General features: G+C 63.8%; 28 protein-coding genes and 1 riboswitch. Of the genes, 11 read left to right on the top strand and 17 right to left on the bottom strand.

Annotation, left to right across the window (positions count from 1 at the left end; all coding sequences use genetic code 11):
• Positions 1-100 precede the first annotated feature (100 nt).
• The 5 genes from NKJ78_RS15185 to NKJ78_RS15165 all read right to left on the bottom strand — a co-directional run bounded on the left by NKJ78_RS15185 (position 101) and on the right by NKJ78_RS15165 (position 5673).
• The gene (locus tag NKJ78_RS15185) at positions 101-1504 is read right to left on the bottom strand and encodes an FAD-binding oxidoreductase (RefSeq protein ID WP_352460296.1); all 1404 of its coding nucleotides are present in this window, start codon (positions 1502-1504) and stop codon (positions 101-103) included.
• Positions 1504-2805 carry a cytosine deaminase gene (locus tag NKJ78_RS15180; protein WP_352460294.1) on the bottom strand — a complete coding sequence of 434 codons (1302 nt, stop codon included), beginning with the start codon at positions 2803-2805 and terminating at the stop codon, positions 1504-1506. The genes NKJ78_RS15185 and NKJ78_RS15180 overlap by 1 nt, the downstream gene beginning before the upstream one ends.
• A gap of 198 nt (positions 2806-3003) precedes the next feature.
• Positions 3004-3855, bottom strand: coding sequence for an ABC transporter permease (locus NKJ78_RS15175; protein ID WP_023739117.1), 852 nt, complete (start codon positions 3853-3855; stop codon positions 3004-3006).
• Complete coding sequence (locus tag NKJ78_RS15170; protein ID WP_023739118.1) at positions 3842-4666, bottom strand: ABC transporter ATP-binding protein; 825 nt, start codon at positions 4664-4666, stop codon at positions 3842-3844. The genes NKJ78_RS15175 and NKJ78_RS15170 overlap by 14 nt, the downstream gene beginning before the upstream one ends.
• 2 nt (positions 4667-4668) lie before the next feature.
• On the bottom strand, positions 4669-5673 hold the full coding sequence (locus NKJ78_RS15165; RefSeq protein WP_023739119.1) for an ABC transporter substrate-binding protein: 1005 nt from the start codon (positions 5671-5673) through the stop codon (positions 4669-4671).
• A gap of 256 nt (positions 5674-5929) precedes the next feature.
• On the opposite strand from NKJ78_RS15165, the gene NKJ78_RS15160 reads away from it, so the two are divergent.
• Together NKJ78_RS15160 and NKJ78_RS15155 are read left to right on the top strand one after the other, a co-directional pair.
• Entirely contained in the window at positions 5930-6313 is a 384-nt protein-coding gene (locus NKJ78_RS15160) for a RidA family protein (RefSeq protein ID WP_023739120.1), read from the top strand.
• Between the two features lie 53 nt (positions 6314-6366).
• Entirely contained in the window at positions 6367-7170 is an 804-nt protein-coding gene (locus NKJ78_RS15155; protein WP_023670776.1) for a creatininase family protein, read from the top strand.
• A gap of 9 nt (positions 7171-7179) precedes the next feature.
• Here NKJ78_RS15155 and NKJ78_RS15150 read toward each other — a convergent pair whose 3' ends face one another.
• A complete protein-coding gene (locus tag NKJ78_RS15150; RefSeq protein WP_023739121.1) occupies positions 7180-7689 on the bottom strand; it encodes a tyrosine phosphatase family protein in 510 nt (169 codons plus the stop codon).
• A complete protein-coding gene (gene cobD / locus NKJ78_RS15145; protein ID WP_352460295.1) occupies positions 7686-8741 on the bottom strand; it encodes a threonine-phosphate decarboxylase CobD in 1056 nt (351 codons plus the stop codon). The genes NKJ78_RS15150 and cobD overlap by 4 nt, the downstream gene beginning before the upstream one ends.
• On the opposite strand from cobD, the gene cbiB reads away from it, so the two are divergent.
• Complete coding sequence (cbiB, locus tag NKJ78_RS15140; RefSeq protein WP_023685229.1) at positions 8740-9729, top strand: adenosylcobinamide-phosphate synthase CbiB; 990 nt, start codon at positions 8740-8742, stop codon at positions 9727-9729. The genes cobD and cbiB overlap by 2 nt on opposite strands.
• 14 nt (positions 9730-9743) lie before the next feature.
• Here cbiB and NKJ78_RS15135 read toward each other — a convergent pair whose 3' ends face one another.
• From NKJ78_RS15135 to NKJ78_RS15110, 6 genes are all read right to left on the bottom strand, one after another.
• Positions 9744-10058: a hypothetical protein gene (locus NKJ78_RS15135; RefSeq protein ID WP_023670780.1), complete on the bottom strand. Its 315-nt coding sequence runs from the start codon at positions 10056-10058 to the stop codon at positions 9744-9746.
• Positions 10059-10082: 24 nt separating this feature from the next.
• Complete coding sequence (cobO, locus tag NKJ78_RS15130) at positions 10083-10697, bottom strand: cob(I)yrinic acid a,c-diamide adenosyltransferase (protein ID WP_023685228.1); 615 nt, start codon at positions 10695-10697, stop codon at positions 10083-10085.
• Entirely contained in the window at positions 10697-11209 is a 513-nt protein-coding gene (cobU, locus tag NKJ78_RS15125) for a bifunctional adenosylcobinamide kinase/adenosylcobinamide-phosphate guanylyltransferase (RefSeq protein WP_023690284.1), read from the bottom strand. Before cobU ends, cobO begins: the two co-directional genes overlap by 1 nt.
• A complete protein-coding gene (locus NKJ78_RS15120) occupies positions 11202-12005 on the bottom strand; it encodes a CbtA family protein (RefSeq protein ID WP_023753457.1) in 804 nt (267 codons plus the stop codon). The genes cobU and NKJ78_RS15120 overlap by 8 nt, the downstream gene beginning before the upstream one ends.
• Positions 12006-12020: 15 nt before the next feature.
• Positions 12021-12200, bottom strand: a complete 180-nt coding sequence (locus NKJ78_RS15115; protein ID WP_023670784.1) for a CbtB domain-containing protein — start codon at positions 12198-12200, stop codon at positions 12021-12023.
• 36 nt (positions 12201-12236) lie between these two features.
• Positions 12237-12432: riboswitch (cobalamin riboswitch) on the bottom strand.
• Between the two features lie 67 nt (positions 12433-12499).
• Positions 12500-13192 carry a gamma-glutamylcyclotransferase gene (locus NKJ78_RS15110; protein ID WP_031198567.1) on the bottom strand — a complete coding sequence of 231 codons (693 nt, stop codon included), beginning with the start codon at positions 13190-13192 and terminating at the stop codon, positions 12500-12502.
• 136 nt (positions 13193-13328) lie between these two features.
• On the opposite strand from NKJ78_RS15110, the gene NKJ78_RS15105 reads away from it, so the two are divergent.
• Positions 13329-14492, top strand: coding sequence for an aromatic ring-hydroxylating oxygenase subunit alpha (locus NKJ78_RS15105; protein ID WP_023822179.1), 1164 nt, complete (start codon positions 13329-13331; stop codon positions 14490-14492).
• On the opposite strand, the gene NKJ78_RS15100 is transcribed toward NKJ78_RS15105, so the two are convergent.
• Positions 14493-15692 (bottom strand): MFS transporter, encoded by a 1200-nt coding sequence (locus NKJ78_RS15100; protein WP_023822178.1) that lies wholly within the window; start codon positions 15690-15692, stop codon positions 14493-14495.
• Positions 15693-15924: 232 nt separating this feature from the next.
• Between NKJ78_RS15100 and NKJ78_RS15095 the strand changes: the two genes are divergently transcribed.
• Both NKJ78_RS15095 and NKJ78_RS15090 read left to right on the top strand, forming a co-directional pair.
• Positions 15925-16935 (top strand): heparan-alpha-glucosaminide N-acetyltransferase, encoded by a 1011-nt coding sequence (locus NKJ78_RS15095; protein ID WP_023710816.1) that lies wholly within the window; start codon positions 15925-15927, stop codon positions 16933-16935.
• The gene (locus NKJ78_RS15090; protein ID WP_023822177.1) at positions 16932-17438 is read left to right on the top strand and encodes a methyltransferase family protein; all 507 of its coding nucleotides are present in this window, start codon (positions 16932-16934) and stop codon (positions 17436-17438) included. The genes NKJ78_RS15095 and NKJ78_RS15090 overlap by 4 nt, the downstream gene beginning before the upstream one ends.
• Positions 17439-17738: 300 nt before the next feature.
• Here NKJ78_RS15090 and NKJ78_RS15085 read toward each other — a convergent pair whose 3' ends face one another.
• Both NKJ78_RS15085 and mgtE read right to left on the bottom strand, forming a co-directional pair.
• Positions 17739-18125: a MerR family transcriptional regulator gene (locus tag NKJ78_RS15085; protein ID WP_006203215.1), complete on the bottom strand. Its 387-nt coding sequence runs from the start codon at positions 18123-18125 to the stop codon at positions 17739-17741.
• Positions 18126-18283: 158 nt separating this feature from the next.
• Positions 18284-19702: a magnesium transporter gene (gene mgtE / locus NKJ78_RS15080; RefSeq protein ID WP_023670790.1), complete on the bottom strand. Its 1419-nt coding sequence runs from the start codon at positions 19700-19702 to the stop codon at positions 18284-18286.
• A gap of 266 nt (positions 19703-19968) precedes the next feature.
• Here mgtE and NKJ78_RS15075 point away from each other — a divergent pair, with 266 nt between their 5' ends.
• From NKJ78_RS15075 to sucD, 5 genes are all read left to right on the top strand, one after another.
• On the top strand, positions 19969-20634 hold the full coding sequence (locus tag NKJ78_RS15075; protein ID WP_023670791.1) for a response regulator transcription factor: 666 nt from the start codon (positions 19969-19971) through the stop codon (positions 20632-20634).
• Positions 20635-20780: 146 nt separating this feature from the next.
• A complete protein-coding gene (locus tag NKJ78_RS15070; RefSeq protein WP_023731220.1) occupies positions 20781-21971 on the top strand; it encodes an aminotransferase class V-fold PLP-dependent enzyme in 1191 nt (396 codons plus the stop codon).
• A gap of 10 nt (positions 21972-21981) precedes the next feature.
• The gene (locus NKJ78_RS15065) at positions 21982-22956 is read left to right on the top strand and encodes an HpcH/HpaI aldolase/citrate lyase family protein (protein WP_023670793.1); all 975 of its coding nucleotides are present in this window, start codon (positions 21982-21984) and stop codon (positions 22954-22956) included.
• An 18-nt stretch (positions 22957-22974) separates the two neighbouring features.
• Positions 22975-24159 (top strand): malate--CoA ligase subunit beta, encoded by a 1185-nt coding sequence (locus NKJ78_RS15060; RefSeq protein WP_023712720.1) that lies wholly within the window; start codon positions 22975-22977, stop codon positions 24157-24159.
• 14 nt (positions 24160-24173) lie between these two features.
• Positions 24174-25073: a succinate--CoA ligase subunit alpha gene (gene sucD, locus NKJ78_RS15055; protein ID WP_352460293.1), complete on the top strand. Its 900-nt coding sequence runs from the start codon at positions 24174-24176 to the stop codon at positions 25071-25073.
• A gap of 27 nt (positions 25074-25100) precedes the next feature.
• Here sucD and NKJ78_RS15050 read toward each other — a convergent pair whose 3' ends face one another.
• Complete coding sequence (locus NKJ78_RS15050) at positions 25101-26033, bottom strand: TauD/TfdA dioxygenase family protein (protein WP_352460292.1); 933 nt, start codon at positions 26031-26033, stop codon at positions 25101-25103.
• Positions 26034-26393: the final 360 nt, after the last annotated feature.

Below are 26393 nucleotides of genomic sequence, written 5' to 3'. Positions count from 1 at the left end.
GGGGGTGTTGGGCGGGGGGCGCGCCCCGCCCCCACCCCCCCGCGGGCGGGGGGTATTTGCCCCCCCGGACAGAGGGGGGTGCTCAAGCTCAAACCTCTGCTCATTCTGCTTTCTGCAAACCCCTGAACAAAAAAGTCCGGCCCGAGCGATAGTCGTAATCCGGATTTTCCCAGGCGATCATCTTGCCGGGATTGAGCAGGCCTTGCGGATCGGTCTCGCGCTTGAAGGCGAGCTGGATTTCATCCGTCTGCTTCATGCCGCCTTCCTCTAGCGTGTAGCGGTGCGGGTTGAAGATCGGGCAGCCGTTCTCCTCGTGCAGCCGGATGATTTCGTTGAGCCGGGCCTCGGTGGTGAATTTCACCAGCGGCAGGCCAAAGCAGGTGATGTTGCCGTCGAGGCGCACGAATTCGAGATGCGAAAAGACCTCGTTCGGAAACATCGCATCCATCTTCTCCACCAGCGCCAGCTGGTTGGGAAACGGATAGAGCGATTGCAGATAGGTGATCGCGGGATCGACCCGCAGTGCCCTGAGCGTGGTGTGGTTCCACGCCAGTTCGAAGCCCGGCGGCAGGCCCTTTTTCTCTTCGTCCGTGGCCGTCGCGGCATTGAAGATGACCTCGCCGCCGGCGCGGCGGGTGAAGGCGAGGAACGCGTCTAGCCCATGCCGGGCAACCATGACGACGCAGATGCTTTGCCCGTCCCGGAAGAACTTCTGGTGGCGCTTGAAATAGAGCTGCGGCACGGGCGCGGCGATCGGCGTGATCAGCTTGGTCAGGATGCCGTCCTGGCGTGCCAGCGCGTTGCCGTAGCGGGCTGCCGGCATGAAAGCGTCGAAGCCGACGATCACGTCGATCCATTCATAGGCTGCAGTCAGCGGCATCTCGACCTCGGTGATGATGCCGTTCGTGCCATAGGCGTGGGTGACCTTGTGCAGGTCCTCGCCGGTGAGTTCGAGCGCCTTCGGCTCCGCCTCCATAGTGACGACGCGCAGGCGCAGCACATTGCCGAAATCACGCAGACCGCCGAAATTGATCGAACCGACGCCGCCCGAGCCGCCGGCGATGAAGCCGCCGATCGAGGCGGTGTTGTAGGTCGACGGCGACAGCCGCAGTTCCTGCCCGGAATGCGCGCGCGTCGCTCTGTCGATGTCGGCGAGGATCGCGCCCGGCCCGGTGACGACGCGGCCCGGCGCTATGGCCTTGATCTCGTTCATCTCGGCAAGGTTCAAAACCACGCCGCCCGATAGCGGCATCGCCTGACCGTAATTGCCGGTGCCGCTGCCGCGCGGCGTCACCGGAACGCCATGACGGTGGCAAGCGGCAAGCACGCGGATCAGTTCGGCCTCGTTCCTGGGCGTCACGATCAGGTCGCCGGTGACGTGGTCGAGCTGCTGCTTCAGCACCGGGCTGTACCAGTAGAAGTCGCGGCTCTTCTGCTGGACGATGGCCGGATTGTCGTCGAGCTTTATCCCGTCGAGATCGCGTTTGAGCGCCGAAACATCCATCATTCCACCATCAGTTCGTCGAGCTCGGCATAGTCGGGCAATTGCCTGTCGATCGCTCGGCCGTTGCGCACGACGATGCGATCCGATTCGGGCCGCGACAGCAATTCCGTCCAGCTCCGCCCTTTGAAGACGATGAAATCGGCGCTGCCACCGGCTGCCAGTGTCCCGACACCATCGAGCCGCATCACCTTGGCCGGCGTCGCCGCCACCGTCTGCGGCCAGTCGCCGACCGGATGATCGAAATGCAGGATGCGCGTCGCCATGCGGTAGACCTCCAGCATGTCGAGATCGCCATAGGCATAGAACGGATCGCGGGTGTTGTCGGAGGCCACCGCCACCGCAATGCCCCTCGCCTTCATTTCGTGCAGCAAGGTCACGCCGCGCCAGCGAGGCGTGGTCTGGTCGGCGCGCCGGTCCTGCAGATAGAGATTGCACATTGGCAGCGACACGACCGCCAACCGCGCCTTGGCCACCTTGTCGAGTGTATCGAGCACGTCGAGATCCGGCTGGCGCGCCAGCGAGCAGCAATGTCCCACCAGCATGTTGCCCTCAAAACCGTTCCACAGTGCCGCCTCGGCGATCTTCTTCAGCGATATCGCCGCGATGTCGTCGGTCTCGTCGGCGTGGAAATCGAGATCGAGCCCGTGCCTGTTCGCCTCGGCGAACACCTTGTCGAGAAGCTCTTCGAGATCCGGCACCATATAGGTGACGACGCCGAGCACGCCCTTGGCCGCAGCCACGCGCTTGGCCAGCCTCTCGAACCACTTTCTGTCGCGCACGCCTTCGATGCCGAGCAGGCAGGCTGCCTGCAATTCGATGCGGCCGCGCCATTTCTCCCGCATCGCCTCGAACACCGGCCAGGAGATTTCCTCCTGTGGCGGCACGCTGTCGAGATGCGTGCGGAGCGCCTTGGTGCCGTGCGCGTAGGCCGAGCGCAGCGAGAAATCCATACGCCGCGCCACGTCCTCGGCGCTCCAGCGCGCTGCACGGTCGGCGCCGGTGGCATTGAGCGCGCCCATGAAACTGCCGTCGGGATTGGGTTTGCGCGGCCAGATATGGCCCTTGTCGATGTGGGTGTGGCAGTCGACGAAGCACGGCAGCACGATGCGGCCGGCGAGATCGACGGCATCGGTCGGCGCCTTTGATTTGTAGTGCGCGGCGATGGCCGAGATCTTGCAATCGGCAACGGCAATGTCGGCCAGCGCGAAACCGTCGGTGTCGTAAGTGGTGGCAAGACCTGATGTCAGCGACCGGTGAAGGCGGACGTTGGTGAGATGGTACGAGCCAGAGGTCGGTATCAAGGACCGCCCCCCTCTGCCCTGTCGGGCATCTCCCCCTCAAGGGGGGAGATTGGCAGCTTTTCCGACAGCACCCGTCTTCCAACGTCGATAATTGGCGAAATCCCGGATGACGTCCAATCTCCCCCCTTGAGGGGGAGATGGCCGGCAGGCCAGAGGGGGGTGTTTCGCGCCAGCATCTCAATCACGTCACCCAACCCCCTACCGCTCCTGCTTCAGCGCGCTCTCGTGCCAGCGGCGCAGGATGAGATGCGACACCAGCGACAGCACCAGGAAGATCAATATGCCGGTGAGCGAGATCAGGATCAGCGCCGCGAAAAGCCTTGGCGCGTTGAGGCGGTAGCCGGCCTCGATGATGCGCGAGGCGAGCCCTGAGGATTGTCCCTGCGCGCCGGCGACGAACTCGGCCACCACGGCGCCGATGAGCGACAGGCCGCCGGCGATCTTCAGGCCTCCTAGAAAATACGGCATGGCCGCCGGCAGTCTGAGATAGCGCAATTGCTGCCAGCGCGTCGCGCCGTTGAGCTTGAACATGTCGCGCAGATTGCGGTCGACCGAATTGAGGCCGAGCGTGGTGTTGGACAGGATCGGGAAGAACGCGACGATCCAGGCGCAAAGCAAAAGCTTCACCGTCTGGTTGTCCACATAGATGTTGATGAGCGGGAAGACCGCCACGATCGGCGTTACCTGCAGCACGATGGCGAAGGGAAAGAACGACATCTCCACCCATTTCGATTGCGCAAACAGCACCGCCAGTCCGACGCCGCCGACCACTGCAAGCAGCAGACTGAGGAAGGTTATGCGCAACGTGACCAGCAGCGCGGAGAACAGGAGCCCGGCATCGCTATAGAGCGTCCACAGCACCACGGCGGGACGCGGCAGAATATATTGCGGGATCGCGTTCCACACGCAAATGCGGTCCCACAGCCAGATCGCCAGGATCATGATCGCCAAAGGCAAGACCCACCGGCCGATCCGCTCCAGCCGCTCCTGGCGTACGCGGCCCGCCTCTTCCGCGTCGAGCGTTGCGGCATTCTGGTCAATGGCCGTCATGGTGCGGTCCGGCTGATGTGTTGATGGCGTTGACCAGGATGTCCGAGGCCTGGCGGCAGAGCGCGGCATAGTCGGGCGAGGTGCGGAACACCTCGTCGCGTGGATAGGCGGCACCGATTGCCAACTCGGCATGGACGCGGCCCGGCCGCGCCGCCATGACGACGACGCGGTTTGACAGGAACACGCTTTCGAAGACGCTGTGGGTGACGAAGACGACGGTGAAGCGCTCGTCCTGCCACAGCTCCAGAAGGTCGTTGTTGAGCTTGAAGCGGGTGATCTCGTCGAGTGCGGCGAACGGCTCGTCCATCAACAGAATGCGCGGCTTCGTCACCATCGCGCGTGCGATCGAGACGCGCATCTTCATGCCGCCGGAAAGCTCGCGCGGCACGGCGTTTTCGAAACCGGTCAGGTGCACCCGCTCCAGCATCTCCATCACCACCGGCGCCGCCTTGGCGCGCGACACGCCTTTCAGCCTGAGCGGCAACCAGACATTGTCGAAGACATCGGCCCAGGGCAGCAGCGTCGGTTCCTGGAAGACGAAGCCGATATTGGCGCGGTCGATCGAACCGCCCCAGTCGAGTTGACCGGATGTCGGCGTCGACAGGCCCGCGATCAGCCTCAACGCCGTCGACTTGCCGCAGCCGGACGGCCCGAGCAGGCTGACAAAATCGGCCTCGCGGATGGCGAGATCGACGTCGCTCAATGCAGTCACGCCATTGGAAAACACCTTGCCGACATGGCGCAGCGTCAGCAGCATCGGGCCTTCACCCGATGCCGTCATGGGCGCCTGCGCCATCTTTTCCAGCTTCACGATTACTTCTTCAGCTCGATTCCGACACCTTTGTTGATGAAGGCCAGCGTATAGGCCTTCTTGATATCGATGCCCTCGGGCGTGACCTTGGCCTTGACCATCTTGTCATAAAAGCTCTTGATCCGGTCTTCGTTCATGGCGCCGATGCCGAGCTTTTCGGTGTCGCCGGAATCGGCCAGGCCGAACTTCTTCATCTGCTCGATCGAGAAGGCAATCTGCTCGTCGCTCATGTCGGGATTGTCTTTCTTGATCATCTCGTTGGCGGCCTTGTTGTCGCCGTAGAGGTAGTTGTACCAGCCCTTGGCCGAGCCATCGACGAAGCACTGGACCACCTCCGGCCGCTTGTCGATCGTGTCCTGCATCACCTCGATCGTCGTCGAATAGGTGTCCCAGCCATAGTCGGCGAGCAGGAACTGGTTGGGCACGAAGCCGCCTTCCTTCTTGACCGCAAAAGGCTCCGAGGTGACGTAACCCTGCTGGATCGACTTCTTGTTGGCCAGGAATGGAGCGGTGTTGTAGGTGTAGGGCACGCGCTTGGCGGCATCGAAACCGAGTTCGATGACCATCCACTGGAAGAAGGTCTGGACGCCCTCGTCCCCGAGAATGTACTGGTCGGCGTTTTTCAAATCCTCCCACTTGTCCAGCCCCTGCCCCGGGTGGGACATGATGACTTGAGGGTCCTTCTGGAAATCGGCGGCGACGACGCGCATCGGGATGCCCTGCTGGACGGCGTCGAAGGTCGACAGCAGATTGCCGCCCATGTAGAAATCGAGCTTGCCGGCCAGCAGCAGCGGCCGCCCGCTGACCTGCGGACCTCCCTGCGAAATCGTCACGTCGAGGCCACATGCAGCGTAGGTGCCGTCGGCGACGGCCTGGTAGTAGCCGCCATGCTCGGGCTCGGCCAGCCAGTTGGTGCCGAAGGTGACCTTCTCGTTTGCTGCCGCGCCGAACGTGCCGGCTCCAAGCAGCGCGACCGCAAGCGCTGAAATCTTCTGTTTTCCGTACATCGACACCACCCTTTGTTGGCTCCGGAGCGTCACGCGCCGGGCTCGACACCATTGATCCAAGAAGCAAGACACATGCCACCGCCCGGGCCGCCTGCTTGCGCGGCAGTCACTGCCAACACCGGACGGGTCATGCTGTGCGGGAGTGCATCGTGCCTATTTTTTGGACGCCTGTCCACAATCGCCCTTGTGCCATGCACCACATCTTGAACGTACTATCGGTCACGTCTTAGGCTGCTCTCGCAGACAGGAGATTGCCATGTTCAGATACCTCGCGCCGAAGTCGATTAAGCCGCCTTTCGCCCGCTACAGCCACGGCGTCGAGGTGCCGCCAGGCAAGCGGCTGGTTCTGTGCTCCGGCCAGGTCGCCATCACGGCGGACGACGAGATCCCCGAGGATGCCGGCGCGCAGGCCGAGCTCTGCTTTCAAAACATAGCGGCGATTCTGGCTGAAGCCGGGCTGGGGCTAGGCGACATCGCGCGCATAAACGCCTACGTCACCGACCGCGCCTTTCTGCGGCCCTATATCGACGTCCGCGACCGCTTGTTTGCCAGCCCCGCGCCCGCCTCGACGCTGATGATCGTGTCAGGCTTTGCGCGGCCGGAATTCAAGGTCGAGGTCGAGGCGATTGCTGCCGGGTGATCGACAGGCGACGTTTGGCGCGCTAGGTCTCCCTCACAGTCAAGAGGCATGACATGACCGTTGCAAACAGACGCGTGTGGTGGGGCGACTACCGGACCACCGAATACGCCGCGATCGATCCGGAGGCGACGATTGCCGTGCTGCCGGTGGCGGCGATCGAGCAGCACGGCCCGCATCTGCCTGTATCAACCGACACCTCGATCATGAACGGCATGCTGGAGACGGTCATCGCCCGCCTGCCCGGCGATCTCGACATCCGCATCCTGCCGGTCCAAACGGTCGGCAAGTCGAACGAGCATCTGCAGGCGCCGGGCACGCTCACCCTGCCGGCGGCCACCCTGGTCGATGCCTGGACCGAGCTTGGCCTGTCCGTTGCCCGCGCAGGCGTAAGGAAACTGATCGTCGTCAACTCGCATGGCGGCAATGAAGAGATCATGGGCATCGTCACGCGCGAGCTGCGCGTGCGTGAGAGGATGCTGGCGGTGAAGACCAGCTGGCAGCGCTTCGGCCGCCCCGCCGGCATGTACACCGAGCTGGAAGACCGCCATGGCATCCATGGCGGCGACGTCGAGACCTCGTTGATGCTGCATTTTCGCCCGGAGTTAGTCGACATGGCCAAGGCCGACAATTTCGCCTCCAAGGTCGCCCGCGCCGAAACCGAATTTGCGCTGCTGCGCCACACCGGAACGCACGCTTTCGCCTGGATCGCTGGGGATCTCAACCCCAACGGCGTGGTCGGCGATGCCAGCATTGCCACGGCCGAGAAAGGCCGACTGACGGCGGAGCATCAGGCCGACGGCTTCATCACCCTGTTGAAGGATGTGCGCAAGGCGAAGCTTGCCGACTGGCTGGCATAGCGGGCCGCCTTAGCCGTCGATCTTCAACACGAAAGGCGTACCCTCAAAAGCATCGGCGCCCCGCCCGATCGCCTCGATCGCTTCGATCATGCGGCCTTGTCGTGAGAGCAGAGCATCCGCGACGGCGATCAACCGTGGATTGGGTGTCGCCGAGGGCGAAAGCTTCCGCAATGTCTGCGCAAGTTCGACTTCGTCGCGCTTCGGGGCGAGCGCCGCCGCAATGATATAGGCCGAGGCGGTCGAGCGGCTGATGCCGGCATAGCAATGGACGACCATGGGTTTGACGCGGTCCCATTTCCGGGCGAAATCGAGCAGATTGCGCACATGGTCTTCGCCTGGCATGGTCATGCCGTCCTGCGCCACCGCGATGTCGTGCATGACCAGATGCAGGTGGTTTTCCCTCGCAATTGAGGCCGGCCGCGTCACCTCGGTGCCGGCAGCGAGCAGCGACAGCACGCGCTCGGCGCCGCTTTTGGCCACCGTCTCCTCAAGCTTTGCCAGCGAACAGATATGGATCATGGCGCGATCTCCTTCGACCCATCGTCGCGCCGTGCGCCCCAGTCGGCAAGCGCCGATTCAAGCCGCTGCCATTCCTCCTGACTTCCAGGCAGCCCCGCGCGGAGCACCTGGGGACGCTCGGAAAAATGCCTGAGCAATATGCCGCGCTCACCGAGCGTCGAAAACAGCCCCGGTGCATCGGCAAGCCGGAGATAGCGAAACAGCGTCGTGCCGCCGGCGACAGCAACGCCAAAGCGCGAAAGCAGCGCATCGAGCCGCGCCGCATCCTGCGCCAGCCGCCGCCGCATGTCGGCCTGCCAGCCGCTGTCGGCAAGCGCGCAGATGCCGTATTCGAGCGCTGGGCCGGCGACCGCCCAAGGGCCGAATTGCGTTTCAAGCCTTTCGACCGTCGCTGCATCGGAAAGTGCGAAGCCGAGCCGCAGGCCGGCGAGACCGAAGAACTTGCCAAACGAGCGCAGCACGACGATGCCGCCCCGCCCGACATCGCCGGCCAGGCTTTCCGCGTGCGGGCCGACATCCATGAAGGCTTCGTCGACGACCAGCAGACCGCCTATGGCGCGCAATGTCTCGGCAAGCCGAAGCAGCCTTTCCCGCGACACGACTCGCCCGTCGGGATTGTTGGGATTGACGACGATGGCAATTTCGGCTCCGGCAAGCGCGTCGAAATCGTCGACCTCCGCCACCGCATGGCCGGCAATCGCGGCGGCCCTGGCATGCTCGGCATAGGTCGGCCCGAGCACCAGCGCCTTGCCGGGGCTGACCAGCGAGGCGACGCGCGGCAGCAGGATCTGCGTGCCCGGGGCGACCGCCACATTCTCGTCCGAAGGCGCGCCATAGGCGCCGGCCGCGACCCTGGCCAGCTCACGCAGGCGCGCGGCTTCCGGCAATCGTGACAGGGCGGTGGCGGGCAGCTCGAAAAGCGGGTAGGAGTGCGGATTGATACCTGTCGAGAGATCGACGAAAGGTTGTGGCGCGTGAGGGAAGAGCGCCCTCGCCCGGCCAAGGGATCCACCGTGATCCACCACAGTAATCGCTCCATCAGAAAGCTTCATGTCGATCCTGATCGCTTTCCTGTCGCTGGCCATCGAACGCATCCTGGGTTACCCGGACTGGCTGTTCCGTGCCGTCGGCCATCCCGTCACCTGGTTCGGCAGGCTGATAGCCTTTCTCGACCTCAGGCTCAACCGCGACACTGATTCCGACGCGCTGCGTCGCCGCCGCGGCGTGCAGGCGCTGCTGGTGATCGTGCTGGTGCCGGCGGCAATCGCCTTCATCGTGCAAATCCTGCTCTGGCAGCTCTTTCCTGCCGGCATGATCATCACGGCAATCCTGGCCTCGTCGCTGCTGTCGCAAAAGAGCCTTACCGAACATGTCGAGGCGGTGGCCGATTCGCTGGATACCGGCGGGCTGGCGCTCGGCCGCATTGCGGTTGCGCGCATCGTCGGCCGCGACCCAGAGAAGCTCGACCATGCCGGCGTCAGCCGCGCCGCCATCGAAAGCCTGGCCGAGAATTTCTCCGACGGCATCGTTGCGCCCGCCTTCTGGACAGGTGTCTGCGGTCTGGCCGGCGGCGTCGCCTACAAGGCCGCCAACACCGCCGATTCGATGATCGGCCACCGCACCCCGCACCACGAGGCCTTCGGCCGCGCGGCGGCACTCTTCGACGACTGGATCAACCTGCCGGCGTCCCGGCTGACCGCGTTGCTGATCGTTGCCGCCGCCTTTCTCGTTGACGGCGCCGATCCCCGCAACGCCTGGCAAGCAATGCGGCGCGACGCCAAAAAGCACCGCTCGCCCAATGCCGGCTGGCCGGAGGCGGCGATGGCTGGCGCGCTCGGCTTGGCGCTCGCCGGCCCGCGCAGCTATGGCGGCGTCATCGTCGAGGACGCCTATATGGGCGAAGGCGGCCGCCGCGAGGCCGACAGCACCGACATCCGGCGGGCGCTGAAACTTTACCAGATAGCAGACTATCTGCTGATCGCGCTGTTTGGATTGCTCTCCGCGGTCGTCATCTACCTGGATGTTTTGATCTCGCAGTAGATGCGCCGCCTGACTCACCAAGAGACACGGACTTCCTTGGCGTTTGAATCCACCGCCGCGCCAAATCTTTTGATCGCGTAACCGCCGGCGGCCACTGCCGAGGATTTCAGCACAGGCTCAATCACAAGGAAAAGCTTCTCGGCGTCTGGCCCGTACAGATAGAGGGTGCATTTGCCCTCGCCAAACTCGTCGCCATCAAATTCGCCGACATGCGCATTCGAAACAGCTTGTTCCAACCGATCCTCCAGAACTTGGACCGATTGCCGCTCTTCCGGCGCCCCGAACTGACCGCCGCTCAGAAGAAGATAGACAATTACCGCTTGTTCCAACGGTCATCTCCCGAAGTTAGACCCTCAAAACTCGATTCCCTGCTGCGCCTTAACGCCTGCGGAAAAATGGTGTTTGGTCACGCCCATCTCGGTGACGAGGTCGGCCGCCTCGACCAGCGCCGGCTTGGCATTGCGGCCGGTGACGACGACATGCAGGCCTTCGCGCCGCGCCTTCAGCGCCGCGACCACCTTGTCGAGATCGAGATAGTCGTAGCGCAGCGCAATGTTGAGCTCATCGAGGACGACAAGGCTGACAGAGGGGTCGGCGATCAGCTCCAGCGCCTTGGCCCAGGCGGCTTCGGCCGCCGCAATGTCGCGCTTCAGATCCTGCGTCTCCCAGGTGAAACCCTCGCCCATCGTGTGCCAGACGACACGGTCGCCGAACGCCGCGAAGGCGTCCTTTTCGCCGGTGTGCCATTTGCCCTTGATGAACTGGACGACGCCGACGCGCTTGCCATAGCCGAGCATGCGCAGCGCCAGCCCGAAGGCGGCCGTGGTCTTGCCCTTGCCGGGTCCGGTGTTGACGATCAGCAGCCCCTTCTCGACCGTCTTTTCCGCGACCTCGGCGTCCTGCACCGCCTTGCGTTTGGCCATCTTGGCGCGGTGGCGTTCTTCGTCTTTTGCGTCGATATCGGTCATCATTTCACCTTGAGCGGCAGCCCCGCCACCATCAGTAGCACCGTATCGGCAACCGCCGCGACCTGCTGGTTGAGACGGCCGGCGGCATCACGAAACCGGCGTGCGAGCGCATTGTCGGGCACGATGCCTTGCCCGACTTCGTTCGAGACAACGAGCCAGGGCCCGCGCGGCCGCGACAGCATGTCGGCTAGCCGCCGGCATTCCGCCTCGAGATCATGGTCGGAAAGCATATGATTGGTCAGCCACAGCGTCAGGCAATCGACGAGCACCGGCTGGTTGTCGGGCAAGGCTTCGAGCGCTCCGACAAGATCGAGCGGCGCGTCGATGGTCGCCCAGCCTTCGCCGCGCCGCGAGCGATGCAGCGCGATGCGCTCGCGCATCTCATCGTCATAGGCTTCGGCGGTGGCGATATAGGCCCATGGCGGCGGCAACGCCGTCGCCAGGGTTTCGGCATGCGCGCTCTTGCCGGAGCGCGCACCGCCGATGATAAAGGTCAAACTGCGATCAGGCAAAGCTGTCGCGCAGGCTGGTCGCCGAGCCGGTGAAGCGTTCGCGCACCACGCCAATGACGGCGCCGAGCACCAACCAGAACACCAGATTGGTCACCGTCACCGCCACCACGAACTGGTGATGCAGGCCTTCGGGGATCGGCGTCTCGAAACTGTCGGGCTGCGGCGCGCCGACAATATGCGGGGCGACGATCAGAACGACGGCAAGGACGGTCAGCGGCGCCGAGGTGCGGAAGGCGATCAAGGCAAGGCCAATGGCAGTCGCCACAACCGTCGCCACCCACCAGATCTGGCGCTGCATGAGATCGGCCGCCGGCATTGCCGGCAGTTCCGGCGGCAGGCCGAGGCCCGGAGCCAGCGTGAATACGGCAAAGCCGGCCAGACCCCAGAACACCCCCTGGCGCCAGTTGCCGATGCCGCCGGCGAATTCGGAAACGGCCACCAGGACCAGCGCGAAACCGATACCGGTGACGATATTGGCCAGCACGCTGAAGGCGAATCGCTCGAAGCCGTCGGCCGGCGCCCAGCCTTCGTCCTCCGCTGGCGCGGCAGCTTCAGCCGGGGCTGCGCTGCTCACGGCATTTTCCGCCGGCGCGGCGGTGCTCATGGCATTGGTGTCCGCAGCGTTGGCGGCGGGCGCCGCGGCATGCTCATGCTCATGGCCGCCACCAGCCTTTTCGTAGACCTCGGCCTTGAGGATCAGCGGCACGGTGGCGTAGGCCTGCATGCAGGCGAGAGCGACACCCGCCACGAGCCCTGCGATCGCCGCGATGAACACGACGTTGCGAAACAGGTTCATGATGTCAGATCCTCGTCAGTGGCAGGGAAACGCCATCGAATGGCGATAGTCGTGCGCCGCATTGTGGACCGCATCGATATGCGAGAAACCGACAACGCCGACGACGAAAATGCCCAGAAACGCGCTAAGCACGAGCTGCATGAAGCGCGACTGCGAGGAGACGGAAGCGCCGAGGGAGACGGAAGCGGTATTCATATCTTGTCCTTTCGCCCTCCACCCGAGGGCATCGAAGTCAGTTCCCTGTCGCCGGCAGGTCTCCTGGCTCGCGGATCAGCGCCCTTCCCCACCTTCCCGAGGAAAAAATCCTCAGTGGCTTGGAGAGGACTACCGCACACAGTTGCGGGGGCAGCCACGGCATTGGGCAACAAGTCAGCCCTCACCGCATTCCCTCTTGGTCCCTAACGGAACCGACGACATGCATGACTATAGGCTGAAACGGCCGCATCCGGCAAACCAAATTCCGCCGGCCAACAGCGCGAATGCGCCATGCGGCGTTACGGGTTCAACGCGGTGATCCGCTCGGCAACCAGCCGCTGCAGCCGCCACAGATGGCGATCGTGAATGCCGCGCTCTTCAAGGTTTTTCACCGTGTTGTAGAGATAGTCGGCGCCCGACCCCCAGTGCCCGCAGGACGTTGCCAGCCTTTCGACGACCTTGCCCTCGTCGAGCGGCCCTGAATAGGTCAGGCCGTTGCGGTTGATGACGAAGGCCAATGCCCTGAGCGGTCCGGCCTCGCTTGCAAGCTTCAGCATGCGCGGCCGGTAGCTTGTCGGCTTCAGCGTGACTTCGCGCCGGAAAAGCCGGCCCAACTGCCCGCGCCGGTTACTTTCGGTCAGCCGGAAGGCGACGCCCTTGCATTGTCCGCCACGGTCCAGCGCCATCATCAGGCCGGGGCTGTCCTTGGTGCCGCGCCAGCGCGTCATGTTCATGCAAAAGGACCGATGCCAGCCTCGCGCCAGCGCAACGCGGTCCTCGACATAATCTATTTCCGGTTTCCAGATCAGCGATCCATAGCCGAACAGCCATAGCGGTTCGCTATCCGGGAGTTCGACCTGGAATTCATCCAGCAGCGCGTCATAGTCGGCGTCATCGAGATGCATCGCGTCCGGATCCGGCCCGGGGTCCCTGATCTCGCGCCAGCAGCGCGCGACCAGCTCCGGCGTAAGCGACATCTGTCGTGCGGCCAATTTCCGAATCCCCCCAATTTCCGAATGTCCCATGTCCACGACATGATTATGCGCCGCGCCTGCAACCGGCAATGCGGCACTCTGATTGACAAACGATTTGCCGGGGTGTCGGCTGACGCTTCATAGGAAGCCAGCCATGCATCCCAGCCCGAGCGAGCGCGACCCCTATAACGGCCTGAGCCGGGCCGAACCGACGCTACCGTCGTCGGCCTATTGGGATAGCGAGGCTTACCAGCGCGATCTCGACGCCATCTGGCACAAAAGCTGGCTGCTCGTCTGCCGCGAGGCCGACCTCGCCCAGCCGCTGGCGTTCAGGACATTCCGCGTCGGCACGCAGGAAATCGTCATTCTGCGGGACGAGACCGGCGAACTGCGCGCCTTCCACAACACTTGCCGGCATCGCGGCTCGCAGCTTTGCCAGAAAAGCGAGGGCCGGCTGAAAGCGCGGCTCATCACGTGCCCCTACCACGCCTGGTCCTACTCGCTGCGCGGCGATCTCGTGCGCGTTCCCTCGAAATCGCTGCCAGATGGTTTCGACAAGGCCGATCATCCGCTCTACCGGGTGGCGCTGTCGGTGTGGCGCGGCTTTGTCTTTGTGAACCTTCAGCAGGCTGCGGCCGGCTCCGCCGGGACCTCCTTCGATCCCGCATCCGGCGACCTCGCCAACTGGCCGCTGGAAACGCTGGTATCAGGCCATGTCCTGCGCAAGGTGATGAACTGCAACTGGAAGATCTTCTGGGAGAACTTCAACGAGTGCCTGCATTGCCCGGGCGTCCACAAGGACCTGTCTCGGCTGGTGCCGATATACGGCCGCGGCCTGATGAGCCGGCACGACGACCCCGACTGGGTCCGCCATGCCGACAATGACGCACCGGAGTTTTCGGGTGGCCTGCGCGCCGGCGCCGAGACCTGGTCGCGCGACGGACATGCCCATGGCCCGGTCTTCCCGGGCCTGACGCCGGCCGAGCGTGCGGCCGGACAGACCTATGCCACCAGCCTGCCCTCGATGTTCATCGTCGGCCATGTCGATTATGTCAGGACGGTGCGACTGATGCCGCTCGGTCCCGAACAGGCCGAACTCACCGCCGAGTGGCTGTTCGCGCCCGAGGCGCTCGCCGAGACCGACATCGACAATGTCGTCGCCTTCGGTACCCAGGTGCTGGAGGAGGATGCCGCGATCTGCGAGGTCAACCAGAAAGGCCTGCGCTCGATGCGTCACGCGGCCGGCGTGCTGATGCCGGAGGAGTATGATCTGCATCGCTTCCACAACTGGGTGCGCGAGCGGCATGCGGCCTCCTGATCAAAGCGACTTCGGCAGATAGCGCCAGGTGATAAAGCCGCAAACCGCGGCCAGAATGCCCAGCGTCACGAACACCGAGCCGAGGCCGAAAAACGCCAGCACCACCGAATAGACCAGCGGCGGCGTCAGCTCGGAAAAGTCGAGATAGGTGCGGTAGACCGCGGCCATCTGCGCCCGCTCATAGGACCGCACCGAGCGCATGAAGGCGGTCGAGCCCAGTGCATCGAGCGCGATGGTGAAGAAGGCGCCGCAGAGCAGGAAAAAGCCCGTAAGCAGCGGCGCGGTAGTGCCGACCGCGCCCGCCGCAAGCAGCGTCGCCGACATCGCGAAATAGGCGAAGGTCATGGTGCGCCGGCCGCCGAAGCGTTTTCCAGCCTTGCCCCAGAAGATCGCCATGAACAACAGCGCATTGCCGGCCGAAACCAGCAGGCCGCCGGCAAGCTCGCCCTCGCCGGTAATCACCATGAACAGCGGCCCATAGACGAAGAACGTCGTCCAGAAGCAGGAGCGGCCGAAGGCGATCAGCCAGGCCAGCCTGAGCCTGGGTTGTGCTACGAAGCGGCCGATATTGGCCAGCGGATTGGCCGGCCGCGTCTTGCCAGGCCGGATCGACTGGTTGTCGCCCAGCCTGTAGGTCCAGAACAGCGCCAGCAAGGCCAACGCAAACACCGCGACCGCGCCATGCGCGGCATAGATGCCGTAGCGTGTGTAGAGGAAGATGCCGAGTGTCGGCCCGCCGGTCCAGGCCAGCATCGACCACGCCATGCGCAGCGATTCGGCCTGCATGAAATCGGTCTTGCGGATGTGGTCCATGATGTAGAGGTTGAGCGTGATCGACAGGGCGCTCGCCCCCATGACGCGGCACAGCATGCCTGCCAGTTGCCCCGCAAGCGTGTGGGTGACGAAGAACAGCGAGCCTATCGCCAGCAGGCAGGCGCCGGCGGTATAGACCCAGCGCCGGGCAAACCTGCGGATCAACATCGGCATGAACAAGGTCACCGACAGGCCGAGCAGCGCCACGATGGTGTAGAGGATCGAGACGATCTGCTCGTTGTGCAGAATCTCATAAGCCTGGATCGGGATGACGCTCGATACCGTGGCGCGGGCGAAGGATTCGACCGCATAGAGCGAGGCAAAGGTGCGCGCATCCGCCGGACGCAGGGCTGGCAGCCAGATCGGATGGCGCACATGGGTGGACATTTGATCCCCAAATCAGACTCGCAGCCCAAATCTGCGCTGGCGCTTCCTCCGCCGGTAACAGGAAACCGACCCCTTCCCGGCAAAAAGCGAATTCGGCCAAAGGCTTTCCGGCTCTGGCCTAAAGCGCCGCCCGATGCAGCCGCACGGCGCGACCCGGAGCGTAGAGGGCGGCCTTCTTTTGTCCGGTGCAACCGTGATAGTCGTCTTTGGGGCTGAATCAGATCGCGAGACCATGAGCATCCATACCGCACCCCCTGGAGATCAACTGAAGCGAGATCAACCGAAGCGCATCGTCGCCATCGATGTCGTACGCGGCATCGCGCTGATCGCCATGGCGAGCTACCACTTCACCTGGGATCTCGAAAATTTCCACTACACCGACCCCGGCCTCACCGCCGTCGGCTGGTGGAAGATCTATGCGCGCTGCATCGCCTCGACCTTCCTGTTCCTGGTCGGCGTCAGCCTGTTTCTCGCTCATGGCAGGCAGATCCGCTGGACCGGCTTCTGGAAACGTTTTGCCATGGTCGCCGTCGCGGCCGCCGCTATATCGGCGGTCACGTACTTCATCACGCCGGACAGCTTCATCTTCTTCGGCATCCTGCATCAGATCGCGCTGGCCAGCTTGCTCGGCCTTTTGTTTCTGCGGCTGCCTTCCTGGCTGACGCTGGTCGTGGCGGCGGTGGTGATCGCAGTCCCCCTCTATCTCCGATCCGAAGCCTTCGATCATCCGGCGCTTTGGTGGGTCGGCCTGTCGGCGATCAACCCGCGCTCCAACGATTACGTGCCGCTGTTTCCCTGGTTCGGCGCCGTGCTTCTCGGCATCGCCGCGGCAAGGTTTGCGTCCACCACCGGCCTGCTGGCGCGGCTGGCCACGCTGGCATCGGGAAGCTGGACCAGGCCGCTCACCTTCATCGGCCGCCACAGCCTGGCTTTCTACCTGATCCACCAGCCGCTGCTGTTCGGCTGCGTCTGGCTGTTCTCGCAGATCGCGCCGGCGCCCGTCGAAACAAGGGAAGTGATCTTCCTCAAGGAATGCCAGGTATCTTGCGAACAGCAGCGCGACACGGAGTTCTGCACCAGCTATTGTGTGTGCATGCTGGACACGCTGCAAAGCGAAGCGGCATTCGACCGGCTCTACAATGGTGACCAGACCCCGGAGTTCAAAGCGCACCTCGGTGAACTCGCCGGCATCTGCACCGCCAGGACGGAGGAGAGTCCGATGACGCAGGGAGGGCAACAATGACCGACAAGCTCACAAGACCCGGGCTGGCAAAACCCGATCTATCGAGACCACGGCTGATCCCGTGGCCGCCGCTGATCTACATCGCCGCCATCGCCATCAGCATCGTGCTCGGCCTGTTCTATCCCCTGCCCTGGATCGGCGACCTCTTGGGCGACCTTTTGTTTGCCGCCGGCTTTGTGGTGCTGTTTGCCGTCGCAGCCCTCTGGTTCACCGCTATCCGCGCCATGATCCGGGCCAAAACGACGATGAACCCCAATGGCGTGCCGGAGCATCTGGTGACGTCTGGCCCGTTCGGCGTCACGCGCAACCCGATGTATCTGGCCAACACGCTGCTTTTGATCGGCGTCGCCTTCGTCTCGGGGATCGTATGGTTCCTGCCGCTGGCCCTGATCGCGGCTTTTGCAACGCAGAAGGTCGCCATCGAGAGCGAGGAGAAGGTGCTGTTCGCCAAATTCGGCAAGAAGTACCGCGACTATGCGAAGCGGGTCGGGCGCTGGATCTGAGGCGACGTGGCAGGGGTGTATACCTTGGCGATTAGCTGGCGCATCCGTCTCTTCGTCATCCACGGGCGGAGCAAGGAGCGTAGCGACGCAGCACAGACCCGAGGATCCATGCCGCGACTCCAGAGCGTTGCTATGGTCCAGAATTCGCTACCGCTGCACTCCACGACCGATGTCACGGAATGGATTCTAGGGTCTCCGCGACGGAGCTTCGCTCCTGCTTCGCCCTAGAATGCCGAAGTGGGAAGGGCTCCGGCTAATCGCGAACGTTTGCGACGGGCGCGCAAACGCTCGGGGGTCCGCTCAGGTATTAACCCCCAGCTCCACCAGCCGCTCGACGCATGACTCCTCAGCCTGGTCGAGCTCCGCCAGCGTCTCCTCGAGATCGCGGCGCTTCTGGCGCAAATCCTCGCGCTTCTCCTCGATGCGCTTGATCATCAGCTTGAGTTGACCGACCTCGCCGGGCGGTTCCTTGTACATCTGGATGATTTCGCGGATCTCGTTGATCGAGAAGCCGAGCCGTTTCCCGCGCATGATCTGACGGATCAGATGCCGGTCCGACGGACGAAACAGCCTTGTGCGGCCCCGCCGCACGGGTTGCACCAGCCCCTCATCCTCGTAGAAGCGCAGCGTCCGCGTCGACACGTCGAATTCGCGGGTCAGTTCGGTGATCGAATAATATTCCCGCATCTTTGCTCCAAATGTCGGAACATCGGAAAACGCCCGGTCGCCCGGGATTTCCAACGCATTCCGATCAACCCCGTTCCAAGCCGGACTCGGCATGAAACCCCGCGCAAGCCTCGCACCACATTTACGTAAAAGTCAATTGAGCCCGCAACGCCTCTTTCTCAAGGGATAGCGAACCACCAGGTGGCCAGCCCCAGGAAGGCAAAGAAGCCAACGACGTCGGTGACGGTGGTGACGAAAACCGCCGACGCCACCGCCGGATCGATCTTGAACCGGTCGAGCAATAGCGGGATCAGGATACCGGCAAGGGCTGCCACGAACATGTTGATGATCATCGCCGCCGCTATGATGCCGCCCAGATTGGCATCGCGGAACCAGACGGCCGCGACGATGCCGATCAGCACGGCGAAGATGATGCCGTTGATGGAACCCACGCCCATTTCGCGGCGGATGATGCGGCCGGCATTGTAGATGTCGAGATCCCTGGTCGCCAGCGCGCGTACCGTGACGGTCATGGTCTGCGAACCGGCATTGCCGCCCATGCCGGCCACGATCGGCATCAGCACGGCCAGTGCCACGATGTGCTCGATGGTGCGGTCGAACAGGCCGATCACCGACGCCGCCAGGAACGCCGTCAACAGGTTGACCAGCAGCCAGGGAACGCGCGAGCGCGAGGTCGAAAGAATGCTGTCGGACAACTCTTCGTCGCCGACGCCGCCCATGCGCAGCAGATCTTCCTCGGCCTCCTGCTGGATGACGTCGACGACGTCGTCGATGGTCAGCACGCCGACCAGCCGCTCGTTCTCGTCGACGACGGCGGCGGACAGAAGATCGTATTGCTCGAAGTCCCGCGCCGCCTCTTCCTGGTCCATGGTGGCCGGAATGGCGTGCCTCGTCTCGTGCATCACGTCTCCGACCTTGGTCGTGCGCTTGGTGCGCAGGATCTGGTCGAGGTCGATGGCGCCGAGCAACTTGAAGCTTGGATCGATGACGAAGATCTGGCTGAACCGCTCGGGCAGGTTCTTGTCTTCGCGCATGTAGTCGATGGTCTGGCCTATGGTCCAGAACGGCGGCACGGCGACGAACTCGGTCTGCATGCGGCGGCCGGCGGTCTCTTCCGGGTAGTCGAGCGAGCGGCGCAGCCTGATCCGCTCGGTGAACGGCAGCTGCGACAGGATCTCGTCCTGGTCTTCCTTTTCAAGATCTTCGAGAATGTAGACCGCGTCGTCGGAATCGAGGTCCTGCATGCCCTGGGCAATTTGCTCATTGGGCATATTGTCGACGATATCGCGGCGGATCGCCTCGTCGACCTCGGTCAGCGACGAGAAGTCGAAGTCGGCGCCGAGCAGTTCGACAAGGGCGCGACGCTGTTCGGGGTGCAGGGCCTCGAGCAGATCGCCAAGTTCCGACTGGTGCAGGTCGTCGACTTCGCGCTTCAGCGTCAGCGTATCGCGATCGGCGATCGCCGCCCCGATCTGGGCGAGGAATGATGACAGAACGGCGCCGTCCTCGCCATAGATGTCGGCGTGGGCATCGTCAGCGGCTTTGGCGCCGGTCGTGTGGTCGTCCTGGCGTTCCACCAGCGGCTCCCGCCATGGGAATTTCGGAAAAGGTGCCTGTCAGGTCTAGCGCGCAACGCACGGTAATATCAAACGAAATGCGCCCCGCCCTGCATATGGGCGAGAGCGATTTCATCAGGATATGACGCCGCCCAGGATTCAGGCGGCGCGACAGCGCATGTCGCTGGGGAAAGAGCACCCCAGCACGGTTGGGGCAGAATTGTCATGATGCAGGTTCAGGCAAAGGCCGGACCCGCCCAGGCGACAACCAGAACAGCCGGAAGCCCTTGAAGATCAGGTCGCAGACGCAGAAAGCAATCGAGGAACGGCGCGTGCGCGTGGTCGTGGCCGAACGCAATCCGCTCGTGATATCGGCGCTGCGCGACATGCTGGACTGCGACGGGCGCTTCGAGCTCCTGGCCTGCGTGCAAAGCGGCAGGCATTTTCTTGAGTTGGCAGCGGAAGGCGAATTCGACGTCGCAATCATCGGGTGGAAGCTTGCCGACATGGACGGCGCCGATGTGCTGGCCGAGGTTCACAGCCGCAAGCTCGGCGTGCGCATCGCGGTGTTTTCCAACGACCACGACATCGGCATCCTGAAGCAGTGCGTGCGCCTCGGCGCCCAGGGCTACTGCTTCCAGTTCGACGATCCAGCGATCATCTTCGAGACCATCCTGGCCGTCGCGCATGGACGCATCTGCATCCCCTACATCGACATCAATAAGGTCAACGACACGCCCTTGTCGCTGCTCACCGTGCGCGAGCGCGAACTGCTGGCCGTGCTGTCCGACGGCTGGACCAATTTGCAGATCGCGACGCGTACGGGGATTTCCGAGAACACGGTGAAGTATCACCTCAAGAATCTCTACGACAAGCTCGACGTCCGCAACCGGGCGATGGCCGTCGCGCTCTATGCGCGCGAGCGGCGTACCCAGAAGCAGCCGTTCGGGTAGGAAAGCGATGAGCCGCGGGTAGGTCACCCGGGTAGGCAACCCCCACCCGCGCGCGGCAAGATGTTACCTCTTGAGGTGTTGTTGCCATTAGCCGTCGAAACGAAACTCCCCATCACCGCTTTGCTGGATCAGGAGGAGTTCGCGACATGGCCGGTTTCACCCATCTTTTCATTCCCGGACCGACCAACATTCCCGAACAGGTCCGCCAGGCGATGAACCTGCCGATGGAGGACATGCGTGCAGCATCCTTCCCCGATCTCACGCTACCGCTGTTCGAAGACATCAAGACGGTGTTCAAGAACGAGACCGGCCGCGTCTTCATCTATCCCTCCTCCGGCACCGGCGCCTGGGAAGCGGCGATGACCAATGTGCTCAGCCCCGGTGACCGCGTGCTGATGTCGCGCTTCGGCCAGTTCTCGCATCTGTGGGTCGACATGGCCGAACGGCTCGGCTTCGAGGTCGATGTCATCGACTGCGAATGGGGAACCGGCGTGCCGCTCGAGCTCTATGCCGAGCGGCTCAGGGCCGACAAGGCGCACCGCATCAAGGCAGTCTTCTGCACCCAAAACGAGACCGCGACCGGCGTGACCAGCGACGTCGCCGGCTGCCGCGCCGCGCTCGATGACGCCAACCACCCTGCTTTGCTCTTCGTCGACGGCGTCTCGTCGATCGGCTCGATCGACTTTCGCCAGGAGGAATGGGGCGTCGATTGCGCGGTCAGCGGCTCGCAGAAGGGTTTCATGCTGCCCGCCGGCCTCGGTTTCCTCTCCGTCAGCAAGAAGGCGCTGGTGGCCTCGCGGAGCGCCACCCACCGCCGCTGTTTCTTCTCCTTCGAAGATATGATCCGCGCCAACGACGCCGGCTATTTCCCTTATACGCCGGCTACTCAGCTGCTGCGCGGCCTGCGCGCCTCGCTCGACCTGATCGCCGAGGAAGGGCTGGAAAACATCTTCGCCCGTCACCATCGCCTCGCCGAAGGCGTGCGCAAGGCGGTCGACGCCTGGGGCCTGAAGCTCTGCGCCAAGACGCCTAAATGGCACTCCGACACCGTCAGCGCCATCCTGGTGCCGGACGGCGTCGACAGCGGCGATGTGGTCAAGCGCGCCTACCAGAAATACCAGACCGCGCTCGGCGGCGGCCTCAACAAGGTGATCGGCAAGGTCTTCCGCATCGGCCATCTCGGCTGGCTGAACGAGGTGATGGTGCTGGCCTCGCTCTCGGCCGCCGAAATGGCGCTGCTCGACTGCGGCGTACGGCTGGCGCCCGGCTCCGGCGTCGGCGCCGCCATCCAGCACTTCCGCGCCTCGGCCGCCGTGCCGGTCGCCGAAGCCGCCTGAGGAGCCGACAATGAGCCACACCATCAACCACCTCAAGAAATTACGGCTGCAGCGCAGCGAGCTGGCGGTTCCAGGCTCCAGCCCGGAAATGATCGACAAGGCGGCCAACAGCGCCGCCGACTTCATCTTCCTCGACATCGAGGATGCGGTCGCCCCGCCCGACAAGGAACGCGCCCGCAAGAACATCATCCAGGCGCTCAACGACATCGACTGGCGCGCCAAGGGCAAGACCGTCTCGGTGCGCATCAACGGCCTCGACACGCACTACATGTACCGCGACGTGGTTGACGTCATGGAGCAGGCCGGTGACCGGCTGGACACCATTTTGGTGCCGAAGGTCGGCGTGCCGGCCGACCTCTACATGGTCGAGGCCATGGTCAACCAGATCGAGATGGCAAAGGGTTTCAGGACCCGCGTCGGCCTCGAAGCGCTGATCGAGACCGCGCTCGGCATGGCCAATGTCGAGGCGATTGCCGCGACACCCGGCCGGCTGGAAGCCATGCATTTCGGCGTCGCCGACTATGCGGCAAGCTGCAAGGCGCGCACGGTCAACATTGGCGGCCTCAACCCCGACTATCCCGGCGATCAGTGGCATTTCGCTCTGTCGCGCATGACCGTCGCCTGCCGCGCCTATGGCTTGCGCGCCATTGACGGGCCGTTCGGCGACTTCTCCGATCCGGAGGGCTACATCGCTGGCGCCAGGCGCGCGGCGGCGCTGGGCATCGAAGGCAAGTGGGCGATCCACCCCTCGCAGATCGCGCTTGCCAACGACGTCTTCTCTCCACCGGAAAAAGAGGTCACCCGCGCCCGGCGCATCCTCGAAGTGCTGAAGGAGGCGGAGGCGCAGGGCAAGGGAGCGGCCGCACTCGACGGCAAGATGATCGACGCAGCGTCGGAACGCATGGCGCGCAATGTTCTGGTGGTCAACGAGGCAATCGAACGGGCCAGCCAATTCTCTAGCGAGCCGCGCGTCGCCACGCATTGACTGTTCAGGGAGGACAAAATGGACATCCACGAATATCAGGCCAAGGAACTGCTGGCACGCCACGGCGTGCATGTGCCGCGCGGCGGGCTGGCCTACAGCCCCGAGCAGGCGACCTACAGGGCCCGCGAGATCGGCGGCGCCAAATGGGTGCTGAAGGCGCAGGTGCATTCCGGCGCCCGCGGCAAGGCCGGCGGCATCAAACTGTGCGCCAATGACGAGGAGATTTCCAGCGCGGCCGAGGGCATGCTCGGCCGCAAGCTGGTGACACAGCAGACCGACCCGCGCGGCAAGCTGATTTCGCGCCTGTATCTCGAGGAAGCCGTCGATATCGCGCAGGAGCTCTATGTCGGCTTCGTGCTCGACCGCAAGGAAGAGCGCGTCATGATCGTGGCGTCCGCTGCCGGCGGCATGGAGATCGAGGACATCGTCGAGAAGGCACCGAACTCCATCCTGCGCACATCGGTCGATCCCGGCGTCGGCATGCAGCGTTTCCAGGCGCGCGAGATCGCCTTCGGGCTCGGCCTCGACCACAATCTGATCGGCAAGGCGACCGAAACCATCTTCGCCTGCTATCAGGTGTTCCGCGACTACGACGCCTCGATGCTGGAGATCAATCCGCTGGTGGTGACCCGCGACGGCAATCTGATCGCGCTCGACGCCAAGATGTCGTTCGACGAGAACGCGTTGTTCCGCCGGCCGGAAATCTCCGAGCTGCGCGACAAAAGCCAGGAAGATCCGCGCGAAACTTTTGCCAGCGACCGTGGCCTCTCCTATGTCGGCCTCGACGGCAACATCGGCTGCATCATCAATGGCGCAGGGCTCGCCATGGCGACCATGGACATGATCAAGATCGCCGGCGGCGAACCGGCCAACTTCCTCGACATCGGTGGCGGCGCCTCGCCGGAGCGGGTGGCGAAATCCTTCCGCGCCGTGCTCGGCGACAAGAATGTCGAGACCATCCTGGTCAACATCTTCGCCGGCATCAACCGCTGCGACTGGGTCGCCGAAGGCATCATCAAGGCGATACGCGAGGTCGGCGTCAACGTGCCGCTGGTGGTCCGTCTCTCCGGCACCAAGGCCGAGGAAGGCCGCCGCATCCTGGCCGATTCCGGCGAGGCGGTAATCGTTGCCGACACGCTGGCCGAAGCCGCCGAAAAAGCCGTCGCTGCCTGGCGCGCGGCCACCAAGAAAAAAGCAGCCTGAGGGAGGTCGAGAAAATGGCAATCCTGCTCAACCGCAGCACCCGCGTCATCGTCCAGGGGTTCACCGGCAAGATCGGCAGCTTCCATGCCGACGACATGAAACGCTATGGCACCAAGCTGGTCGGCGGCGTCACCCCCGGCAAAGGCGGCCAGAAGCATCTCGGCCTGCCTGTCTTCAACACGGTCAAGGGCGCGGTGCGCGAGACCCGCGCCGAGGCCAGCATCGTCTTCGTGCCGCCGCCCTTTGCCGCCGATTCCATCATGGAAGCGGCCGACGCCGGCATAAAACTCTGCGTCTGCATCACCGACGGCATCCCGTCGCAGGACATGATGCAGGTCAAGCGCTACATGCTGCGCTACCGCTACGAGGACCGCATGCGGCTGATCGGCCCGAACTGCGCCGGCGTCATCACGCCCGGACAGGCGCTGATGGGCATCATGCCCGGCAGCATCTACCTCCCCGGCCGCGTCGGCATTGTCGGCCGCTCGGGAACCCTGGGCTACGAGGCGGCGTCGCAGATGAAGTCGCTCGGCATCGGTGTCTCGACCAGCGTCGGCATCGGCGGCGACCCGATCAACGGCTCGTCCTTCAAGGACATGCTGAAACTGTTCGAACAGGATGACGACACCGACGCCGTGGTGATGATCGGCGAGATCGGCGGACCGCAGGAAGCCGAAGCGGCGATCTGGGCGCGCGACAATATGAGGAAGCCGCTGATCGCCTACATCGCCGGCCTTTCCGCCCCCAAAGGCCGCCGCATGGGCCACGCCGGCGCCATCATCTCGGCCTTCGGCGAATCGGCGCAGGAAAAGGTCGAGATTCTAAAGGACGCCGGGGTGATCATCGTGCCGACGCCATCGTCGTTTGGTGAGGTGGTTGCAGAGACGCTGTCACGTAGGAAGAAGGCCGCCTGAACAGCGGCCTTCGCGTTCGACCGCGCCTCATGCCGCCTTGTCGGCTGCCGGCTTCGCGACCTTGGTGCGGGTGGCGCTGCGGCGGCCGTCGACGCTGACCGGAACGTCGCCGTCGACCGTGGCGCGACGCACCACCCGGTGCTGGTCGCCATAGTCGTTGACGGCGTAGTGCTGCGTCGCGCGGTTGTCCCAGATCGCCACATCGCCGGCCTTCCAGCGCCAGCGCACGGTGTTCTCCGGCGCGGTGACATAGGACTGGAAAACCTCGTAAAGCTTCGCCGAATCGCTTTTGGAAAGGCCGATCAGCCGTTGCACGAAATTGCCGAGCAGCAGCGTGCGCTCGCCTGTTTCGGGATGGACGCGGACGACGGGATGCTCGGTCTCGTAGATCGTCGAGGTGAAGATTTCCTCGAAGTGCTTCTTTTCCGCAGCACTCGCACGCGGCCGCACCGCGGCGTAATCGTAGGCGTTGCTGTGCACCGCCCAGAGATTGTCGGCCAGCAGCTTCAACGGCTCGGGTAGGTCCTGGTAGGCGGCCGCGGTGTTCGACCAGATGGTGTCGCCGCCGGCCGGCGGTATGACGACGCCGCGAAGAACGGAGAATTTCGGATAGGCGTCGACGAAGGTGACATCGGTATGCCATTGGTCGGCGCGACCGCCGCCACGGCTGGAATCGAGTTCGAGAATGGACGCCGTTCCCTTGACGGGACCTTGGGTCGGATGCGGGACGAGGTCACCGAGACGCTGGGCAAAGCGCTCCTGCCCGGCATCGTCGAGATGCGCCTGGTCGCGGAAGAACACCACCTTGTGCCGCAACAGGATCTGGTTGATCGCCGCGACCGTCTGCTGCGGCAGGTCGCCGGAGAGCCGAATGTTCCTGATCTCTGCGCCGACGCGTCCGGTAAGCGGGACAATATCGGCATCCGGGATGATCTGCTCTACGGGGGTAAGTCTGGTCATGGGAACCTCTTCCTCTAAAGCCGCGGGGCTGCTGGCAATGCTCCGCCGTCTGCCGGCCGCATAGCGATCGGCGGAGCAACTCCCTCATCGGGAGCCGACTTGCTTGGCAACGAGAGCACTGATCTCAACTCAGGAGGCGAAGGCCGCCAAGGCTTGCGAGCAGTACCGAGATCCCATTCAAAGCGTAATTCTACAAATTCCATAGACATTTCTTTTCAAAGTTCGGCGGCTCTGAGAAAAATGCCTTCTGCCCAATTCGTTCGTGAGCGGCAGGCGGTGGAGCGCTGCGCGACGCGGCCCGCACCAGTAGTGACGCTGTCGTATCCCCTTCGATATTGGAGATAGCGGGTGAATTGCATG

This window comes from Mesorhizobium sp. M0037 (assembly GCF_040323635.1).
In the GTDB taxonomy this organism is placed as follows: Bacteria; Pseudomonadota; Alphaproteobacteria; order Rhizobiales; family Rhizobiaceae; genus Mesorhizobium.
The sequence above is the reverse complement of the archived record's forward strand: the minus strand, read 5'-3'. Positions and strand labels throughout refer to the sequence as shown.

Bases quoted from the DNA above. Each gene is read 5' to 3' on its own strand.
- NKJ78_RS15065 (WP_023670793.1), top strand. From the start codon at position 21,982: ATGAGCCACACCATCAACCACCTCAAGAAATTACGGCTGCAGCGCAGC.
- cobD (WP_352460295.1), bottom strand. From the start codon at position 8,741: ATGAAGCTTTCTGATGGAGCGATTACTGTGGTGGATCACGGTGGATCC.
- NKJ78_RS15165 (WP_023739119.1), bottom strand. From the start codon at position 5,673: ATGTACGGAAAACAGAAGATTTCAGCGCTTGCGGTCGCGCTGCTTGGA.
- NKJ78_RS15175 (WP_023739117.1), bottom strand. From the start codon at position 3,855: ATGACGGCCATTGACCAGAATGCCGCAACGCTCGACGCGGAAGAGGCG.
- NKJ78_RS15090 (WP_023822177.1), top strand. From the start codon at position 16,932: ATGACCGACAAGCTCACAAGACCCGGGCTGGCAAAACCCGATCTATCG.
- cbiB (WP_023685229.1), top strand. From the start codon at position 8,740: ATGTCGATCCTGATCGCTTTCCTGTCGCTGGCCATCGAACGCATCCTG.
- NKJ78_RS15155 (WP_023670776.1), top strand. From the start codon at position 6,367: ATGACCGTTGCAAACAGACGCGTGTGGTGGGGCGACTACCGGACCACC.
- NKJ78_RS15105 (WP_023822179.1), top strand. From the start codon at position 13,329: ATGCATCCCAGCCCGAGCGAGCGCGACCCCTATAACGGCCTGAGCCGG.
- NKJ78_RS15150 (WP_023739121.1), bottom strand. From the start codon at position 7,689: ATGATCCATATCTGTTCGCTGGCAAAGCTTGAGGAGACGGTGGCCAAA.
- NKJ78_RS15120 (WP_023753457.1), bottom strand. From the start codon at position 12,005: ATGAACCTGTTTCGCAACGTCGTGTTCATCGCGGCGATCGCAGGGCTC.
- NKJ78_RS15070 (WP_023731220.1), top strand. From the start codon at position 20,781: ATGGCCGGTTTCACCCATCTTTTCATTCCCGGACCGACCAACATTCCC.
- NKJ78_RS15060 (WP_023712720.1), top strand. From the start codon at position 22,975: ATGGACATCCACGAATATCAGGCCAAGGAACTGCTGGCACGCCACGGC.
- NKJ78_RS15185 (WP_352460296.1), bottom strand. From the start codon at position 1,504: ATGGATGTTTCGGCGCTCAAACGCGATCTCGACGGGATAAAGCTCGAC.
- NKJ78_RS15160 (WP_023739120.1), top strand. From the start codon at position 5,930: ATGTTCAGATACCTCGCGCCGAAGTCGATTAAGCCGCCTTTCGCCCGC.
- NKJ78_RS15100 (WP_023822178.1), bottom strand. From the start codon at position 15,692: ATGTCCACCCATGTGCGCCATCCGATCTGGCTGCCAGCCCTGCGTCCG.
- NKJ78_RS15085 (WP_006203215.1), bottom strand. From the start codon at position 18,125: ATGCGGGAATATTATTCGATCACCGAACTGACCCGCGAATTCGACGTG.
- NKJ78_RS15095 (WP_023710816.1), top strand. From the start codon at position 15,925: ATGAGCATCCATACCGCACCCCCTGGAGATCAACTGAAGCGAGATCAA.
- NKJ78_RS15115 (WP_023670784.1), bottom strand. From the start codon at position 12,200: ATGAATACCGCTTCCGTCTCCCTCGGCGCTTCCGTCTCCTCGCAGTCG.
- NKJ78_RS15050 (WP_352460292.1), bottom strand. From the start codon at position 26,033: ATGACCAGACTTACCCCCGTAGAGCAGATCATCCCGGATGCCGATATT.
- sucD (WP_352460293.1), top strand. From the start codon at position 24,174: ATGGCAATCCTGCTCAACCGCAGCACCCGCGTCATCGTCCAGGGGTTC.
- cobO (WP_023685228.1), bottom strand. From the start codon at position 10,697: ATGACCGATATCGACGCAAAAGACGAAGAACGCCACCGCGCCAAGATG.